Genomic DNA, 19,013 nt, shown 5'->3' on the forward strand with positions numbered 1-19,013 from the left:
CCCCTGAACGTGGTGAAATCCGGCCTTTTTTGTGTTCAAAATCCCTTAACGTACAGGTATTTGGCTTTTTTCGTGTCGAATTTTGCTTAGCGTACAATATTTCCAAAATGTTGGCGGTACCCCAATATAAAAATGTTTCATTATCCAAAACATGGATAATGAAATGAAGTTATAATTTAAAACAAATGGAAAGAGATGAATCTCTTAATAAATGAAAATAGATGCGGATTTAAAGGAACATTTACATGACTACCCTGATTTTGAAAGAGAATTAAATGCTCATGAAAGAAAAGATGAGAAAATTGCTACTAGAAATTAAATAGGGTTCCTAATATTATTTTATATTATTCGTATAATATATTGATGAAGATTGAAAAAACAACCAACAGTTCAAGTTGATTTTTTTGGCTGAAAAGCTTGCTAAAAACTAAAAATTTTTATTTCGTCTCACTATTATAAGTATACTTAGTGATGAGACGGAATTTTACTTTGTTTTGATTGCTGCCAATAATATATATTATGGAAACGGCGTTTTAATAATAGCCAAAAAAGGCTTATTCTATTCTGTGTTTGTGACTTCTATCTTTTACGTCCTCTATATTTATAAATTGGCAGCTGTATTCTATTACATCATTTATGTATAACTTATGTTGTTTTGCAAACTTTTTTATATTTTCAAGTAATTCTTTATCATATGTTGTTTTATATTGAACACGATCTTTAGGTCGTAAATCTTTATTAAAGGTAATAATTTGTTGGTTTAATACAGCATATAAGCCGTTTTCAATCAAATAATTAATATAAGTATCATTTTCCTTCGCAAGGTTATTTAGTTTTTGAATTAATGCTTTGCTAATATTTGTTCTAAACTCAATCCTTTTATTATCTATAGTTTGTACTAATTTTCCATTTGTTCGTTTCCACATGGTCTTGCCTCCAAAAGTGTTTAATGATTAAAATATTGAATGTTTCATCATTCGTTCTTTTTTATAATAAATATAACTGTCTTCTGTTGTATTATATATTATTTTTGCTAATAAAGGCAGATCAGATTTACCTTTTACCCAAACTCGGTAAATAGTATTCTTAGAGTAAAGATTAGTAAATGTTATTTCTGCTCTTAAATTCCATGAAAGAAATACAGACAGCAAGCCTTCAGCAAACTTTTTGCTTGCTGTTGTAATATTCATAACATAGCCCCGGTCTTGGACCCAGCCATCACCATCAATTACACCTCTAACAAAAGAAGGTAAATATACTTTTGGTATATCGGGGAATGGAACAGTTAAGGATTTATTTGGAGTAATACCAAAGTTCTCTAAATCTATTTTTATTTGCTTAGAGTTTATAATAAGTGTTGGTATTTTTCTTGTAGGTAAAATTGGTGCAAGATTATAACTTGCATCTAAATATTTGGCAATTATTCGTAAAATTCTTTCATCTTTTTGTGTAATGGTAATGGTATGAGTCTTTTTAGATATTGCTCCATCCGTTAAAATAATACCTAAAACCCAAGCCATTTCCTGGGTCCAGACCTTAAAAAAATCCTCATTTACCTTGTGCTTTCGAGGCTGTCCGGATGATTTTTCACGATTCATTTTTATGCCATGTTTGGACATCACATTTCTAATAGCTCGATCAGATATACCTATAAGTGGAGCCATTTCTTTAAAAGGCATCCCGCTTTTGTACATGCTTATAATCATATCATCTGTTACTCCTAGTTTTCTTGCCATAAGAAAAAAATCCTCCTTTTTCCTTCTATTCATTATATTATAGAACAAATATTCGTAAGAACAAGTGTTTTTTGTGTAAAAAATTTGAATATTCTCTGTATATAACACAATTAATTAAAAAAACAGCCAAACATTCTATGGCTGTTTTTAAGGTTATTTAAATTTTTTAAAAAATTAACTATAAATCGGCCTTTTTTCACTTAAACGCAGGGTCCGTGCTGTTGAAGCATGAATGTCATGTAGAAGCTTTGGGTTATCCATTAGTGACTTTCCATATGAAGGAATCATTTTTTTCATTTTCGCTTCCCAATCTTTCCGATGCTGCGGGAAACATGTTTCGATTATCTCAAGCATAACGTGAACTGCGGTAGATGCACCTGGAGAAGCGCCTAGTAATGCTGCGATTGAACCATCATCAGAAGTAATTACTTCTGTACCAAATTGAAGCGTTCCTTTGCCTCCATCTTCCGTATCTTTAATAATTTGCACTCTTTGTCCAGCTACTACTAAATCCCAATCTTCCGCTTTTGCATTCGGTATAAACTCACGCAGCTCTTCCATCCGCTTTTCTTTTGATAACAAAACTTGCTGAATTAAATATTTTGTTAAAGACATGTTTTTTGCACCTGCTGACAACATGGTGAAGAGGTTATCTGATTTAACAGAAGTGATCAAATCAAACATAGAACCAGTTTTTAAAAACTTGGGTGAGAAGCCGGCAAACGGTCCAAATAGCAATGATTTTTTATTGCCAATAAATCGTGTATCAAGATGTGGAACAGACATTGGAGGAGCACCAACCTTGGCTTTCCCATATACTTTTGCATGATGCTTAGCTATAATATCTGGATTATTGCACACCATAAATATTCCACTAACCGGAAAACCTCCATAATGTTTTCCTTCAGGAATTTTGGATTTTTGCAATAAATGCAGACTTCCTCCACCTCCGCCAATAAAGACGAATTTAGCAGTATGACGTTTCATCATGCCATTATCTAGATTCTGCACTTTCAATTCCCACAGGCCATCGCTAGTACGTTTAATATCATTCACACTCTGTTTGTAATTTATCTCGACATTGTTACTTTCTAAATGGTCAAATAACATTCGTGTTAATGCCCCGAAATTCACGTCCGTTCCAGCGTCCATTTTTGTTGCTGCCATCGGTTCATCTGATGAGCGGTTTTGCATAATAAGTGGAATCCATTTCATTAGTTTTTCCGAATCATCGGAAAATTCCATTCCTTCGAATAGAGGGTTTTTTGATAAGGCCTTAAAACGGTTTCTTAAAAACGCTACATCTTGTTCCCCTTGCACTAAACTCATATGAGGTAATTGTCTAATAAAGTCCTGTGGATTATGTATCAGTCCGCTTTTTACAAGATAAGACCAAAATTGCATAGAAACTTGAAACTGTTCATTAATTTGAATCGCTTTACTAATATCGACAGATCCATCCGGTTTTTCAATCGTGTAGTTAAGCTCGCATAGTGCTGCATGCCCTGTTCCGGCATTATTCCATTCATTGGAGCTTTCCTCTCCTGCTTTTGAAAGTTTCTCCAATACGGTAATATTCCAGTCAGGTGCTAATTCCTTCAAAAGTGTGCCTAGTGTTGCACTCATGATTCCTGCACCAATCAAGACAACATCTGTTTTCGTTTCGCTGTTACTCATGTTTACCACCCCTATCCACTAAAATACATAAAATGTAAGCGTTATCCAGAAAAGTCGTGCCGACTTCATGACGCCACTAATCCTATAGTTATTTATAAATGACTGTACTACAATTATATGATATTTAAAAACCGATAAAAAGTGAAAAGTTCATCCGCGAAAATTTGTTTTCCATTACGAGTGAACTGCTCTGTTTGAACAGTAAGGATTAGGTGCAAGACCAATAATTTAGCAAATACCTTCCGTGCGTTCTCGTAATTTAGATGCTTTTCCTAGCATTAATTAAATAATACCATAACTTTCTCGAACATGAAAAAACGTTTATTCACCATAATTATCAAACAAGCAAAATAAGACAACTGGCTGTCTATCCATATTTAAGTAACAGTAAGACGGTAAGGTATTTTATCACATGGATTATAAAGAATCTCGCTGGGAAACAATGAGAAGCATTTTAACACTTTTCAAAAGCAATCCTAATCCTTTCAGCTATTGAGAAAAATGGTTTTTAATAAATTCATAGGTTCTAGAATCATGATTATACCAGCATTTACAGAATAAGCATCCATGCTTGCCATCTGCTGCAGAAAATTTAACAGCATTACAAAAAAATTTTGTGAGGTGCTGCCAATTTATCGAAGCAAACCTGAACAATTCACATACATGGTGCTAGCCAAGTTGTCTTTGTTAAAAAACTTGTATCTTTTCCCCTTCACAACGCAATTTATAAAAATAGTGAATAAGCGGATGTTCCTTTATTATTGTATTTTCCATCTTACGTAATGTCCTTTTTCCAATTCTTCGATCTAATAGACAAAAAATTTTGATCAATAGATCTGAAGACTTTAGTAATTCTTGAATTGGTGTGTAAAAGTATTCTTCCAATGCATCAAAAAAATCATATTGTGCATAAATACCTTCAGCTTTAATGAATGAATGAGCCTGATTTTGTAATGCTCTATTTTGGGCTATATCATGATAGTCATATTGGTTAGAATTGGATCGCAGGAGACGTTCTCTATAAAACTCTTCCCTCTCGGCAATAATGGAACACATACTCCATACCTCTACTTTATCGACAGTAATAACAGCTCTACCTAATTGATCATGGGCTTTACGGTAATTAATTACTTGAAAATCCACTCTCGAACGTAAAGAGTCACAAAGAAAATTAGATAAATGTTTTTTTGCTTTACTCCACTTTGGACTGTACAATAACTGGTCTCCTCTCTAACTTTTAGTTCTGAAATAATTCCTTCTACTTTTAGTGTACAATAATTAGGAAAATTAAACTGCTATTTTTAACTTTTTGCAATACTAGTAGTAACTTGAATCCTCCGATATGAGATTATCAAGCGTAGTAAAAACGAATTTTTTCAGCTGATCCCTCTAATAATTCACCTGTAAGTGAAAATGGCGAACAATCTTGGTATGGATAGGATAATCCTAAGATTGTTCGCCATCTTCCATTCCACTCGATTTATACAGGTGGTATAGACAAGATAGATTGAATATATTTTATTATCTTAAAAAAACATATTTTTAGTCTAAACTCGTGATTTTTAGCATAATCCTGTTATTTTTATATATAAGAATAATAAAATCGCGCATTTGACATGCATTTAATCATACTTCTGCCCTTTCGGAGTCATATAAGTTCCTTCAGCCTTTTAACAACAGAATGGACTGTCAATCGATGGAAAGTGATAAGTTCGCCTTTAAAAATTACGGAATATATTCCGTAAGGCGTTGGGGATAATTCCATTAATTGTTCTCTGTTTTTTACATCAATGATGTTCACACATAAATCAAGTCTTTTAGCACCCTCGATAATATTTTCTGTTGCGACCTCTACATAGGGACATTGAAAAGAGCGTATGATGGTTAAATCGGTGAATTTTTTCGTTCTCTCCTCCCAATTAGTAGGAAAATAAGGTAGTGGATCATCCTGTTCGAATTGGTAAACAAGTAATTCAAAGTGAGAAGGACCTTTTTCTATGTATGTAAACTGATTTTTGATAAAAACCTCTTTGCTTGGTGTCCAAGATGTTTTATCGTTTGTAATCACTACTACTCCTCGTTTTAAAAACTTTTTTGCATCCTGAATACATCTATTAATTAGTTTGCTTCCATATCCTTTTCCATGTTCAGTTACCCACAAACAATGGATCACTAAATAATCATCGGCATGGACTACCCTGGAAGAATAATTACTTTCTGCATACTCAATAAATCCAACTTGTTTATTGTTTTCTGTTAACTGTATGTATTTTAATCCTTCTTCCAATCTTTCAGTTAGCCAATTATTTTTCTTTATATACCCATTCGATTTTTTTTACTTCTAAGGCAGTAACTCCCTGTGCTTTCCAATAATTCATTCGTTAATTCGATCATTTGAATTTCTGACAAAATGATTCCCCCTTTATGAAACTAATATTTCTATAAATGATGTAACACTCCCTGCTATTTTTACAAAATAGTGGATAAGAAAGCATTAATATAAAACCACTCAAAAAAACCATCCTTTTTGTAGGATGGTTTTTTAGTTATTATTTTAATGCTTTGCTGACTTTCAGCTTCTTGCCTTTTACGGTGGTTTTTTCCATTGCCTGCAACACTAATGAGCCTTTTCCGTTGAGAATATCTACATATGTTAACTGATCTTGTATCGTAATAATACCGATATCTTCTGCTGTTACTCCCGGGATTTTTGCAATGGTTCCTACAAAATCGACTGCTCGAAGTTTTTTCTTTTTGCCGCCATTAAAATGGAGCTTTATAATATCCTGATTAATACGTGCGGTTTTATTATTTTTAACGATTCGGCGTCCATTTCTTTTTTCATCAAATGAAGCTTGTGCTTTTGCTACTTCGTCATGTATTGGAGCTTCCATTGCTGGTATCTCAAAGCCAATATATCTTTCAATGGCTTTGACGAATTTTCCTTCATAGGGTGTAGCAAACGTAATCGCCTTTCCTTTGTTTCCAGCACGTCCTGTTCTTCCCGTACGATGAACATAGCTCTCTTTCTCTAATGGAACATCATAGTTAATGACAAGGGTAACATTGTCAATATCAATGCCTCTTGCCGCTACATCTGTTGCAACAAGATAACGGAAATTTCCCATTTTGAAACCATCCATAACAGCGAAACGATCTTCTTGTTCTAAACCGCCATGCAGCTTTTCACAAGCATAATTTGCTTCTTCCAGTTCATGAAACACCGTATCAACATTTTCTTTCGTTCGGCAGAAAATAATACAGCTGTCTGGATTCTCTACTACCGTTACATTTTTCAGCAAGGAAAGTTTGTCGCTTTCTTTGCTTTCTATTAATCGATGTTCGATGGTACTAGTTGTTATTTCGCCAGCTGCGATTTCGATATGATGCGGTTCTTTCATATATTGATGGCAAAGGTTTTCCACATCTTTCGGCAATGTTGCAGAAAAAACCATGGTGACTCTGTTAGAAGGCAGCATATTGATGATTTCTTCTACTTCGTCAATAAAACCCATATTCAACATTTCATCGGCTTCATCAATGATTAAATACTTTATTTTGTCTAAAGATAACGTTTCTCTTTCAATATGGTCGGCCACTCGACCAGGTGTACCGACAACAACATGGTTTTTTTGTTTTAATTCTTCTTTTTGTTTCGAAAAAGGCTCCTTGCCATAAACAGCCATTGCTTTAATTCGTTTAAAGCGGCCGATATTGGTTATGTCTTCCCGCACTTGAGCAGCAAGCTCACGGGTGGGTGTAAGAATTAAAGCCTGTGGATTTTTTTCCTCCCATTCTACCATTTCACAAATAGGGATGCCAAAGGAAGCAGTCTTTCCGCTGCCTGTTTGAGATTTTACAACAAGATCTTGATTATTTAATGCTTTTGGCAAAACTTCTTGTTGCACCTCTGTAAGTGTTTCATATTTTAACACTGTAAGTGCTCTTTTTATTTCTTTGCTTAAAGGAAAATCTTCTATACTGCTTTTACTCATATAATAACCTCGTTCTTTTTATTATCCAACTTCTATATAGAATTCTCCAAACGGAAATATCTTATGCAAAATCTGAATATATCCATTATACATGAAATCGAAAGACTAGTAGCATAATATCTTGATTGTTATACATAACAACCAGCTATTTTTGAGGATAAGCTCTTTCATCATGAAGCAAAATGAAAATAGTTACGATTCCTTTTATGTTACAGTTCCCTAATTGTATGGTTGCTCCCTCCTTTGCAGAAGCGTTTCTGATGTAGACGATTGTTCTAAAGCTGTACGTTATTTCATAGTTTATATTATATGGACAAGAAATTAATTCGAATAATAAGGAGAGAATGAAAGATGGCGGTCATACATTTTTTTGAAAATAGATCTATCGTATTAACACAGCTCCTAAATAATATTCCTAATGTGGAGGAGCCTATTAAAATTAAAGGCAGGAAAGGAATCATTTCCAATGTGCAGAAAATAGAAGACAATTTATTTCACGTACATATTTTGTTTGAACAGGTGTTAAAAAATCAACCATTAGTAAAAGATACAAAAAAGAAAAAGCGCTAACAAAAAGGGAAACTTCGATCTGCGTGAATTCTCTTTTATCCCCCATCTAATTGTCTCTTGTTCTCTGAATTTTGTGAGGTTGGATTCTTACTAACTCGTTAGGTGTGGAAAAGGAGCCGCTTTAAATAGCTGCTCCTTCTTTTTGCAAATTCAAAATTTTCCCGATCGAAAAATGGAGATGATTAACCATAAAAACATCAATCCTGCAACGAGAAAACCTATCTCAATTGCCGGCACTTTCCATAAGAGGGTTGACTGTCCGCTTATAGAGGATCCAATGATTAAACCTACCATTAGAATGCTGAAGGCAAGTAATACGATGCTTAAAGACAAGCGATTGGATATTTTGTCCATCTTTTGCAAGACAGCATGCATATCTGGTGTGGAAATTTCAAATCGCAGCTTTCCTTTTTTTAGAGCTGTCGTAAGTTCTTTTATATTTTTAGGAAAGGAACTTGCTAAATCCGCATAATCATTAAGATGATGCCAGGCGTTTTCGGCAAGCTTTTTGGGATGAAATCGTTCTTTTGCAAGTTGTTCTGCAAACGGTTCAGCCAAATCCATCATATTACAGGAAGGATCAAGAAACTCGACAATGCCTTCTACTAACATAAGTGATTTCCCGAGTATAGTTAACTCAGCAGGTATATGTATTTGATGACGTTGAGCAATGTGAAAGAAATCATGTATAATTTCACCGAAGCTTAACTGGCTAAGTGGAACATCATAATATTTGTCCCGCATTTTTTCTATATCCAAGCGAATGGTTGTTAATTCTATATCGTCTGGCAATACACCCATTTGAAACATGACTTTTATTATCGCATCACTGTTTCCCTTTTTTAAGGAAATAACGAAAGATACAAATTGATATTTCATTTCATTGCTTAATCTTCCTACCATGCCAAAATCAAGAAAGCCAATCCGTTCGCCTGGCAAAATAAGAAGGTTTCCCGGGTGTGGATCTCCATGGAAAAACCCAAATTCCAAAATTTGTTTTAAAAGGCTGTTTGCAAATTTCCTCGCTACTTTTTTGCGATTGTAGCCTAACTCTTCCATCTGCTTTATATCATTAATTTTAATGCCTGCCAAATATTCCATTGTCAAAATTTTTCCTGTAGAATAATTCCAGTATATAGTCGGGACTTGGACAATTTCGCTGGATTTAAATTGCTTGGCCACTTTTTCGGCATTTCTTCCTTCAATTGTGAAATCTAATTCTTCTTTTAAAGAATGGGCAAATTCGTCAATAAGTTCTATAATCGGATATTTTTTTACCCAATCTAATTTCGAACTAGCTAATTGCGACAGATCTTTTATAATTTCAAGGTCGGTATAGATTAACTTTGTGATATTTGGCCGTTGTACCTTAACAGCTACATGCTCTCCTGTATGAAGTCTTGCAAAATGTACTTGACCGATGGAAGCGGAAGCAATCGGTTTTTCTTGAAATTCAGCAAATATCCCCGCAATATCCCCGCCTAATTCTGCATCAATAATCTCCGTTACCTCTGAAAAGGAAAAAGGCGGCACATTGTCTTGCAACTTTTCTAATTCATGAATAATATGCTGTGGAAAAAGATCTCTTCTTGTGCTCATCACTTGACCAAACTTAATAAAAGTTGGGCCTAATTCTTCTAATAATAATCGAATTCTTTCTCCTAAAGTGCGGCGATAGGAAGGCTGCATTCTTCCCATCTTTTTAATAAGAGGAGAAAAGGCTTCTGTCAGTCCAAGATCTTTCACCAGATAGCCGAAGCCATTTCGAAGTAATGCCCTAATAATCTCTTGGTAACGATGAGCATGTTTCATTCTCTTGCTGAACATTCCTATCCCTCCCAAGAATCACTTGAAATCTTCATTCACTCTTCTGTTCCAGTAAGGCAATTCTGCGCTCCAGCTCTCGATATTCCTCGATTGTTACAACATCCAACTCTTTTAATGCCTGCTGTACTTTTGTTTTTATTACAGCATCCATATCTTTTTTTGCTTGTTGTCCTTTTTCTAATAATTGATTCACCATATCTTTTGATTCGTTTTTACTAATTTCTCCTTTTGCTACTAGTTCATTCACAAGCTTTTCTACTTGCTCCTTGCTTGCAGCAGCAACTCCAAGGCCTAAAGAAATGAATTGATTGATTGTATTTTTCATGTTTTCCCTCCTAAAGTTCTTGTTATACATTATATTAATTCATTTGGTTCGATATGAAAAACAATAAGTTAGAATATACAGATTAATTTTTCTTTTTAGAGTTATTTTATATATAAGCTTATTATATTTCTCTTTTGTAAATGCATTCTTCCTTTTTCTTAAATTTGGAAAGTATCAATCGCGTTTTATAGGGAAAATTAAAGCTTGAACAAGATATAGAAAGGAAGATGAAGAATGAAATTAGCAAGAAATGTATTGGCATTAGCTGGGGCAATGGCTATTATGGCTGGCTGTAATAACAATGATACAGACAAAGACACTGCCATGAATAATCGAGATAATAATGGCAATGTCAATGTTGAAAATGTTGGCTATAAAACAGATAAAAGAACAACAGCAGATCTTGATTTAGCGGATAAAGCGGCAGATAAAGTGAAGGATCTAAAAGAAGTAGAAAGAGCGGTTGTTATGAAAACCGATCATAATGCTTTTGTAGCTGTCCAATTATCAGATCATCAAGAAGGCGATGTAACAAATAAATTAGAGGATAAAATAGCAGATAGAGTCAAAGCGGCGGATAATGATATTAATCGTGTATATGTCTCTGCTAACCCTGACTTTTATGATCGAATGACGAATTATGGAAAAGATATAGAAAATGGAAATCCAATCAGCGGGTTGTTTGATGAATTCTCAGAAACAGTTAGAAGGGTCTTTCCTAATTATCGATAATCGTAAATCCACTTTAGAATAACTATAGGGCTATCATTTGTAGAGATTTTCTATTCCAGTTCTACAAATGATAGCATTAACTATGCCTATTATCTGGACAAAAAATTCCTGTTCGAAGTATCATCACATTGGCGATTAATCGCGCTGTTTTTCCTTCCTGGTTTTGTTGTTTGGTCTTAGCTTGTACACACCGAATGAGTGCTCGATCACATAGGCAGCAAGATCCATATTTGCTAACACAATTATCATGGGCTTTGCAGCAAGAATCTACATAATTGATAGGGACCCCAGGACCGCTGCAACCTGGTCCGCAATAACGATACCCACCTGGCAGACAAAATCCAATCCTTTTCCTTCTTGAAGGCTGAGTTCTTTTTATCATAAACATTCTCCTTTCTGCTTTTCTCTCTATATGTATGTTTTATGATGGAATAAGCATTATATAAGTACCCAACAGCTAAAAAAATTCTTTTTGCAAAGAAAAATCAAACATTTCCCTAAGAAAAGCACCTTATCCTTTGCACCACCTTAAAACTTGCCATATATCTAATTTGAGTCGTTATAATAAAAAAGATACCTATGCAGAAAATGCAATAGGTATCTTCAAGTGCTATTGTTTTTTAAAGATAGTCGAAATAATTTTATCAGAGGACATGCTGCTATCCATTTCATATGTCCCAGGCTTTAAGTAATTGGCAACGCCTTTTTTATCCACCTTTTGGGAAAATTCAAAAGCGCTTTCTTTGATGATTTTGGCACTTTTTAATGCTCGTCCAACATCTATACTTGTCATCCCATTAGACACACTGATCATGGTACGATAAACAACTTTATCATTGTTCTCTTTATTATCAGAGTTTGCTTTTTTGGCAGCATCTTCTGCTTCTGCTACTTTTTTCTTCCATTCTTCTTCAGTCGCAGCATCTTTCTTTTCTATCTCTTCTTTTGTTTGAACAACATATCCAGATGAGGCAAGAAGATTTTGCATTTCTTCAATAGTAGGTGTTTTCGCTACTATTTGTTCTGTTTGCGTGTCGTTCGTTTTAGCGCTTGTAGCTTCTCCTTTGTTTGAGAAGTATACAATACCACACACAGTCGAAGCTAAAAGAAGTCCTGCCGAGAAGCTAGTTACAATATTAGACTTCATGTGCAACTTTTCTCCTTTCATCTTTTGCTGTAAAGTAAGGAGACAGCATACGTTCTACTTCTGTTTCAGCTAACTTTTTTTGTACGGCAATGCTCTCTATAGAGTATTTACGTTTATACAGGTCTAATACTTCACGCATTATTACACGCTCTTTAGAAGATAATTGAATACCTGATTGTTTTTCGATTATCTCTAAATCAAGCTCCAGGTTTCGCAATTGTTTTTGCAACTGTTCTACTTCATCCATTACAGAAAGATGAATCATATCGATTTCTCGTTGTTCTGCTTTAGATGATTGACGACTCTTAGCAATCGACATAATCAATAACAAGAACGCTGCACCAAACAAAATGGCTAAAGTCCATTCCATCCTTAAGATCCTCCCTCTTTCAGAATCTAGTACCCTAAGTTTCTATTATACATTCTTTTTCTATATTTTTCGATTCATATCCACAAAATCCTTCAAAAGTCAGGAGAATTTGTCGATTTTTTGCGAAAAAAGGTATTTTGCTCAGCACTTAATGCCCATACTTTTTTATATTAATTGAATGCGATTGTTGAACCCATGCTTTTTTTAAATAATGTTTTCCTATTCTCAACAGGAAGTAAAATAAGGCCAAAAGAGGACTTTATACCCCTCTTTTATTTCCCCATACGAACGCATGCAATTGTGGCAGTACCCTTACATCATTCATTTCACTGGATTCAATCGTTTTTTCAATAAGCCATTCATATTTACCTAATAGTTTCGAAAGCAGTTCGTCGTTATTGCCATTATGAATATCATCGTTTCCTACTTGAAGATAAAAAGAAACAGCAGGGTAGCGAGCATGAACTTTTATCGCGTACTCAAAATCATCTTGATCGAAAACAACCACTTTTAGACTAAAGACATTCTTGTTTTCTTGTAAGTTAGCAATAATAGTATCTAATAGAGGGAAATTAGTCTGCATGCCAGAACTAGGTGGTTTTGGCGATATCGTTAAATCATCAATTTGATAAAACCAATCTTGCCATTTGCTTCCTTGTGTTTCGAGTGCTACAGAAATTCCTTTTTCTTTTAATAAAAGAATAAACGGATCCAGAGCTGCCAGTAATGCTGGATTCCCTCCGGATATCGTCACATGATCAAAGCGCGTACCTCCTGTTAGAACTAACTGCTTCCATATTTCCTCCGCTGTCAAAAGCTTAATATCCTCTTTACCCGTACCATCCCATGTAAAGGCAGAGTCACACCAAGAGCATTTATAATCACAGCCCGCTGTGCGAACAAACATCGTTTTCCGTCCAATGACCATTCCTTCTCCTTGAATCGTTGGTCCGAATATTTCCAGTACAGGAATTTTACTCATTTTCCATCCACTCCCGTCTTGCTTCCGCATAACTTGTAGGCGTTTCATAAAGACGGACAAATTCTAAGCGTGCACCTTGTTGAGCAGAATAGGAATCTCTTAATGCGTCTTGCATTTTTTCATATATCCATACCACCATATTTTCTGCGGTTGTATTCATTTTTGGCAAGGTTTCATTCAGATAGCGGTGATCAAGATAAATTTCTATTTTTTCTTTCCATATCTTTTTTATATCACCAAAGTCAATAACGAGTCCAATTTCATTCGTAAATCCGCTAATACCGAATACTGCTTTATACGTATGCCCGTGCAAATTTTTACATTTACCCTCATAGCAATGCAAATGATGGGCTGCGTCAAATGTAAACTCTTTGCTGACAAGCACTCTTTTTTTATGATAATTTAATTCGTTTTTGTTAATATCTTGATTGATTTTCTGCAAGCCTTCTACGATGCGAAAGCCAAAAAAGTTCTGATCCATTATTGTATTTCCGCCTTTTGTTTTGAAAGTAAATAAGTATCTAATCCAGCTTTTCTTAATTTGCAAGCAGGGCATTGTCCACAGCCATCACCAATAATGCCCTCATAACAGGTTAAGGTGTTTTCTCTAATATAATCTAATTGCTGCAGTTCATCGGCAAGCTTCCATGTTTCTGCCTTATCTAACCACATTAATGGGGTATGAATCACAAATTGGCTATCCATTGCTAAATTAATGGTAACATTAAGGGATTTTATAAAAGCATCTCGGCAATCAGGATAGCCGCTGAAATCTGTTTCGCAGACGCCGGTTATAATATGTTTTGCTCCAATTTGGCTAGCCAAAACGGCAGCAAAGGACATAAAAAGTAAATTGCGTCCTGGTACAAATGTGGATGGCAATTGGCCGTTTTCCCCTTCTTTTACTTCTATATCCGCTCTTGTTAATGCATTAGGAGCTAATTGATTTAATAATGCCATATCCAGCACATGATGATTAACATGAACATTTTTGGCGATTTTTTTGGCGCATTCAATTTCTTCTTTATGGCGTTGATTATAGTTAAAGGTCACTACCTCTACTTCTTTAAAAGTCTTTAATGCCCAGAATAAACAAGTAGTACTATCCTGTCCGCCGCTAAAGACTACTACAGCTTTTTCCTCTTTTAACACAATTCCTACACCCTTTCTAAAAAACAATCTATTCAAAAAAACAGTTGTTATAAAATCAAAAGATAGCCATTACTAAGAAAAGCGCAAGCGCCTTGTTCAACCCCGAAGAAAAATGTTCTCTTGCCTCAAAAAGTGTTTTTTACTTTTAGAGGCAAGAGGCAATACTCACAGGGGCTAGGCGCTGGAGCTGGACGCTAAAGAAGCAGTACTCCAAGATGGAAGTACTGCTTCATCTTAGTTTTTTTTAAGAGGGGGGCTACAACCTCTGTTATTCATTTATATCTTCATTATCCTACCATATTTTTAAGCAAAAAACTACCTTCATGAAAGAAGCGAATTTTTCTCCTTTTTTACAAGGGAAAACATTATTTTTTTGAAAGAAGAAAAAAATCGAATAAGAAGGCAAAAAATATACCGAAACAATACCGCAGCAAGTCAACCCATAAAAATCCTTTTCCAAGAATCAACCCACCGATTAAGGTGTTTCTTATGTTGTTTATCCATTCCTCTTGATACAATTGACTGCATTCGATTAAGATACAAAACCCTAAAGCTAGAATCGCCCCATTAAATTGGGAATAGCGAGAAAAAAGGATTCTAGCAAAAAAATAAATCATGCTAGCCCATAGTGCATCTCCTAAATGAATAGAAAGAAACGGAGGAAAGATGACCGAATATCTCGATAACAAACCGAATGCAATACATAATAGAAGGAAGAAGCAATAGTAAACTTTAATCGTTTTCTTCATCTGCATACCACTTTCCTTTATATACGTCATAACCAAGCTGTGTTTCGCTATCTAGTGTCTTTTTGAAGGAGTATTTTGTTATATTCTTCTTCCAATTCTATCACAGTTAATTCAAACAGATGCAAGGACTCTTTTTTATAAATACCATGATCCAAAAGTTTTTCAATGAGAATATCCTTTTGGTTGATTTGTGATGATGGTTGATGTTCCATAGTTATTCTCTCCTTAAAATGCATTTTACTTATTGTTTTAGTCGGAATTGATAAAATAGTACATAATGCTATTATTTATAGCGAATAAAGAAAAAGAGTTGTGGCCTATTATCTCTTTCCAATTAATGAACTTTTTAAACATGACCACTCAAAAAATGAAAGCGACTTATAAAAGGGAATTTCCATAAGTAGATCCTCTTTCCCATCAAGAGTGGATAAAACAAAAAACCCTCTTCTGCAGACAGAAGAGGGAATAAAATATGTTTTCTCTTCTTATCTTGCAGACAAGTAGTTGCCTGCTGGAATTGGCACAGTATTCAAAAGAACCCGCTGCCGAGGTATCAAAGGGCCATTTCCCTCCACCTCTCTGGATAAGATTTATTCAATTTTTCATTATAGTTAATTTTACAAGTAATTAGACCATATAAATCTTGGAATGTCAAGGGGAACCTCTGCTTTAAGAAACTTTTGTTGCTATGTTCTCTTGTGTGGCAGGAATAGGAGTTGGTTTGGAAAAGAAATACCCCTGAAACAGTTCATAACCCATATGACGGAGAAAGTGATAATCTTCTTCCTGTTCGACGCCTTCTGCAAGTGCTGTTGCACCGATTTTTTTTGTTTTCTCTAAAACAGATTGTGCTACTTGCTGTTTATAAGGATCAGTAGATACTCCATTACAATATTCCAAAGCAAGCTTTACAATATCCGGCTGTAGTTGTTCCAGCTTGCTTACATCGTTATAGCCAACTCCGACATCATCCAACGCATACCGAAAGCCATGTGAACGGTAATAAGCTAAAATCTTTTTTAAATGGTTCATATCTTTCACTTCATCTGTTTCTACCACTTCAAATATAACTTGGCTTGGTTTGATATCCAATTCATTGATTAAAGAAAAGGTGCTTTCTAAACAATGCTCAGGGACGTAAATAGCAGTGGGAATAAAATTGATGAAAATTAATGAATCACCTACAATAGAGGCATTGCGTACTGATTGCAGACGGCATGCACGGTCTAATGAAAACAAACGATTTCGTACTCTTGCTGCCTCAAACATCTTAAAAGGAGCATTCCTGTTAGAAGGATTTTCGGGGACTTGAACAAAAAAGAGCCCTCTTGGTATGATACGGGGTGTCAAATCGTGGACCGAAATGACCCCTAACTTAGTTAACCAAGGAGGACTCCAAAATGGATTTTAAACAAAATCAGAAAATAAATCAAGTCACCGAAAAAACACTCGTAGTCGGAATCGATATTGCCAAGCGGACCCATTACGCTTGCTTTGTGGATGACCGTGGACGTGTGCTCCAAAAATCGTTCTCTGTTTCTCAAGCTAGAGACGGGTTCGAGCTTTTCTATCAACGTATTCTGGTAGCCATGAAAGAAAATGAAAAAACGGAAGTCATTGTCGGGATTGAACCTACGGGACACTACTGGCTCAATTTGGCCTACTACCTTGAGGACCGGGGCATTCCCTTGGCCATGGTTAACCCTATGCATGTTAAGCGTTCAAAAGAGTTGGACGACAATCTGCCAACCAAGCATGACAGAAAAGATGCACTTGTGATCGCTCGACTTTTAAAAGACGGACGGTTCAGTTATCCCCGTATCCTAAAAGGTATGGAGGCCGAACTTCGCGTTGGGTCAACGTTTAGAAGTAAATTGACTGAGGAACTAGGGTCTGTCAAAAACATGATTATTCGTTGGTTAGATCGCTATTTTCCAGAGTTTACTCAGGTGTTTCCGTCATTCGGAAAAATGGCTTTGGCAGTACTTGAATGTACCCCATTTCCGAATGATCTTCACCAAAAACAACCCGATGAAGTTTTATCTCTTTATCGGAAGGTTGAGGGGCTCAAATCCCCCCAAAGACCCAAAGCATTGCGTCTTATTGAAGTCGCAGCTAACTCTATCGGAGTAACAGAAGGACGTGAGATGGCCCGTATTGAAATTACCACGCTCGTTCGCCGTTACCATCAGTTAGAACAAGATATCGAAAGCCTTACTCAACATCTAGTTGACCTTGTAAAAACGTCTGTAGAGTACGAATGGCTATCAACGGTTCCGGGACTCGGAGATACAACGATTGTCGATCTATTAGCTGAAATCGGAAGCTTTTCACACTACGAAGATCCACGCCAACTAATTAAACTCGCGGGATTAACGTTACGTGAAAATTCCTCTGGTCAGCACAAGGGGCAAAAACGCATCTCCAAACGGGGGAGAAGAAAGCTTCGCGCCCTTCTGTTCCGAGTAATGATGCCGATGATCCGTCACAATGAAGCCTTTCGAAAGCTACATGAGTATTACACAAATCGTATGGTTAATCCATTACGCAAGAAGCAATCCATCGTGGTTCTATGCGGTAAGCTATTAAAAGTATTACATGGAATTAGCACTAAGCACAAAGCGTTTGACGCACAGCGAATGATGAGGGATATTCCTAGTCTCGTAGAGGCTGCATAAGACCCTTCATCCCCTTAAATAGACCTAGACAACAGGATGACACGGAGAAGCTGGCACTATTTTTTCCATTCGACCTTGAGTCCCTAAAGGAGCTTCGCTAGCCTCTGCCTTATGACTAGACCGAACGAAGGAATGTAGGCACTTAGATGCCCAGAGACATGGGAGGGTACGTCATCATAAGTTACGCAGAGATCCATTGTGCATCGCATAATTTCCTATCACTACTTTCCACCATTATCCAGTAGTGACCGCGTAGCGTACCCATGTATTGGAATAGTTTCACATATTTTAAAAATATTGTTAGGGATTGTGTCGAAAAATATTTTTTTGATACCCCAACAACGGGTCAAACCGTTGATAGATCAACATTTATAGAGGGAGGAATGATATTGCCGCTTTCGTCCATTCCACGTGATAATAATTCATACCCTGCGATAATTGGTTTATTATTTTGCAAACGAATAATTGGTTGATAATGCGTTGTAATTCGATTTTGCTCGATTAACAGATCAATCCAAGCAGTTTCTCTTTCACTCGTAAACTCAGTTATTGGTTTTGTATGCGCTCTGTTCTCTAAAGGATGCAAAGGGTTCGACTCTACAGCATAGATAGAAGAGCTGTCCAAATGAACGTTGGCATAATCAATAAAAGAAAAAAAAGCAGGTTCTAACAACCACACGGTGTGTGAATCAATAATTTGAAATGTATCTTCCGTATCATCCAGATAATAATGCTTTAACTGGTTAAACTCTTCTTCTTTGGAAAAAAAGAGGGTGTACCCCTTTTTGGTTGGCCGGCAAATATCACAAACCATTTTCATTCTCCTTTCACATTTCTTTCTCTATAAAAATTGGTTGAATTTATTATGTAAAATCGTAAGGAAATTCGTATTAGGTCTATTTTACTGTATAGGCTTTTGAACGATGTTACAACTAATATGCTCAGAATCATTATCGTTCCATATTAATCAGTCCCTTAGAAACTGCCTGAAAAAGATAAAAATCAGTAGAATCATCTAGGAGAAACCCCTACAGATGCCTTTTTCAGGACAGCATAAAGAAACAGTCTCCCTT

The 19,013-nt window shown here is 35.7% G+C and carries 20 protein-coding genes and 1 riboswitch; of the genes, 3 read left to right on the top strand and 17 right to left on the bottom strand.

Translation table 11 applies throughout. The annotated features are described in order from the left end of the window. Positions 1–554: 554 nt before the first annotated feature. From AC5LWL_RS12695 to AC5LWL_RS12720, 6 genes are all read right to left on the bottom strand, one after another. Entirely contained in the window at positions 555–926 is a 372-nt protein-coding gene (locus AC5LWL_RS12695; RefSeq protein WP_493434638.1) for an rRNA methyltransferase, read from the bottom strand. 27 nt (positions 927–953) lie between these two features. After that, positions 954–1,736: an LAGLIDADG family homing endonuclease gene (locus AC5LWL_RS12700; RefSeq protein WP_493434639.1), complete on the bottom strand. Its 783-nt coding sequence runs from the start codon at positions 1,734–1,736 to the stop codon at positions 954–956. Positions 1,737–1,910: 174 nt separating this feature from the next. Next, complete coding sequence (locus AC5LWL_RS12705; RefSeq protein ID WP_493434640.1) at positions 1,911–3,413, bottom strand: malate:quinone oxidoreductase; 1,503 nt, start codon at positions 3,411–3,413, stop codon at positions 1,911–1,913. 687 nt (positions 3,414–4,100) lie between these two features. After that, positions 4,101–4,628, bottom strand: a complete 528-nt coding sequence (locus tag AC5LWL_RS12710; protein ID WP_493434641.1) for an SF0329 family protein — start codon at positions 4,626–4,628, stop codon at positions 4,101–4,103. Positions 4,629–5,061: 433 nt separating this feature from the next. Further along, complete coding sequence (locus AC5LWL_RS12715; protein WP_493434642.1) at positions 5,062–5,700, bottom strand: GNAT family N-acetyltransferase; 639 nt, start codon at positions 5,698–5,700, stop codon at positions 5,062–5,064. A 262-nt stretch (positions 5,701–5,962) separates the two neighbouring features. Then, complete coding sequence (locus AC5LWL_RS12720) at positions 5,963–7,408, bottom strand: DEAD/DEAH box helicase (protein ID WP_493434643.1); 1,446 nt, start codon at positions 7,406–7,408, stop codon at positions 5,963–5,965. Between the two features lie 351 nt (positions 7,409–7,759). Between AC5LWL_RS12720 and AC5LWL_RS12725 the strand changes: the two genes are divergently transcribed. Next, entirely contained in the window at positions 7,760–7,978 is a 219-nt protein-coding gene (locus AC5LWL_RS12725) for a hypothetical protein (RefSeq protein WP_493434644.1), read from the top strand. 150 nt (positions 7,979–8,128) lie between these two features. Here AC5LWL_RS12725 and AC5LWL_RS12730 read toward each other — a convergent pair whose 3' ends face one another. Together AC5LWL_RS12730 and AC5LWL_RS12735 are read right to left on the bottom strand one after the other, a co-directional pair. After that, the gene (locus tag AC5LWL_RS12730) at positions 8,129–9,805 is read right to left on the bottom strand and encodes an ABC1 kinase family protein (RefSeq protein WP_493434645.1); all 1,677 of its coding nucleotides are present in this window, start codon (positions 9,803–9,805) and stop codon (positions 8,129–8,131) included. Positions 9,806–9,836: 31 nt separating this feature from the next. Beyond that, complete coding sequence (locus tag AC5LWL_RS12735) at positions 9,837–10,130, bottom strand: phasin family protein (protein WP_493434646.1); 294 nt, start codon at positions 10,128–10,130, stop codon at positions 9,837–9,839. Positions 10,131–10,364: 234 nt separating this feature from the next. Here AC5LWL_RS12735 and AC5LWL_RS12740 point away from each other — a divergent pair, with 234 nt between their 5' ends. Next, positions 10,365–10,862 (top strand): YhcN/YlaJ family sporulation lipoprotein, encoded by a 498-nt coding sequence (locus AC5LWL_RS12740; RefSeq protein WP_493434647.1) that lies wholly within the window; start codon positions 10,365–10,367, stop codon positions 10,860–10,862. 610 nt (positions 10,863–11,472) lie between these two features. Here AC5LWL_RS12740 and AC5LWL_RS12745 read toward each other — a convergent pair. The 8 genes from AC5LWL_RS12745 to AC5LWL_RS12780 all read right to left on the bottom strand — a co-directional run bounded on the left by AC5LWL_RS12745 (position 11,473) and on the right by AC5LWL_RS12780 (position 16,531). Beyond that, entirely contained in the window at positions 11,473–12,009 is a 537-nt protein-coding gene (locus AC5LWL_RS12745; protein WP_493434648.1) for an aminodeoxychorismate lyase, read from the bottom strand. Further along, positions 11,999–12,379, bottom strand: coding sequence for a hypothetical protein (locus AC5LWL_RS12750; protein ID WP_493434649.1), 381 nt, complete (start codon positions 12,377–12,379; stop codon positions 11,999–12,001). Before AC5LWL_RS12750 ends, AC5LWL_RS12745 begins: the two co-directional genes overlap by 11 nt. A gap of 259 nt (positions 12,380–12,638) precedes the next feature. Next, positions 12,639–13,361: a 7-carboxy-7-deazaguanine synthase QueE gene (queE, locus tag AC5LWL_RS12755; RefSeq protein ID WP_493434650.1), complete on the bottom strand. Its 723-nt coding sequence runs from the start codon at positions 13,359–13,361 to the stop codon at positions 12,639–12,641. Further along, entirely contained in the window at positions 13,354–13,842 is a 489-nt protein-coding gene (gene queD / locus AC5LWL_RS12760) for a 6-carboxytetrahydropterin synthase QueD (RefSeq protein WP_493434651.1), read from the bottom strand. Before queD ends, queE begins: the two co-directional genes overlap by 8 nt. After that, positions 13,842–14,513: a 7-cyano-7-deazaguanine synthase QueC gene (gene queC, locus AC5LWL_RS12765; protein WP_493434652.1), complete on the bottom strand. Its 672-nt coding sequence runs from the start codon at positions 14,511–14,513 to the stop codon at positions 13,842–13,844. Before queC ends, queD begins: the two co-directional genes overlap by 1 nt. Before the next feature lie 365 nt (positions 14,514–14,878). Next, positions 14,879–15,262, bottom strand: a complete 384-nt coding sequence (locus AC5LWL_RS12770; protein ID WP_493434653.1) for a ribosomal maturation YjgA family protein — start codon at positions 15,260–15,262, stop codon at positions 14,879–14,881. Positions 15,263–15,309: 47 nt separating this feature from the next. After that, positions 15,310–15,474, bottom strand: a complete 165-nt coding sequence (locus AC5LWL_RS12775) for a Fur-regulated basic protein FbpA (protein ID WP_493434654.1) — start codon at positions 15,472–15,474, stop codon at positions 15,310–15,312. 270 nt (positions 15,475–15,744) lie between these two features. Further along, positions 15,745–15,852: riboswitch (SAM riboswitch) on the bottom strand. A 79-nt stretch (positions 15,853–15,931) separates the two neighbouring features. Continuing rightward, positions 15,932–16,531 carry an EAL domain-containing protein gene (locus AC5LWL_RS12780; RefSeq protein WP_493434655.1) on the bottom strand — a complete coding sequence of 200 codons (600 nt, stop codon included), beginning with the start codon at positions 16,529–16,531 and terminating at the stop codon, positions 15,932–15,934. Positions 16,532–16,662: 131 nt separating this feature from the next. Here AC5LWL_RS12780 and AC5LWL_RS12785 point away from each other — a divergent pair, with 131 nt between their 5' ends. Beyond that, the gene (locus AC5LWL_RS12785; RefSeq protein ID WP_493432641.1) at positions 16,663–17,940 is read left to right on the top strand and encodes an IS110 family RNA-guided transposase; all 1,278 of its coding nucleotides are present in this window, start codon (positions 16,663–16,665) and stop codon (positions 17,938–17,940) included. A gap of 346 nt (positions 17,941–18,286) precedes the next feature. Here AC5LWL_RS12785 and AC5LWL_RS12790 read toward each other — a convergent pair whose 3' ends face one another. Next, positions 18,287–18,754 carry a hypothetical protein gene (locus AC5LWL_RS12790; protein WP_493434656.1) on the bottom strand — a complete coding sequence of 156 codons (468 nt, stop codon included), beginning with the start codon at positions 18,752–18,754 and terminating at the stop codon, positions 18,287–18,289. Positions 18,755–19,013 lie beyond the last annotated feature (259 nt).

The organism is Niallia sp. WK069_GA_01 (assembly GCF_983173855.1).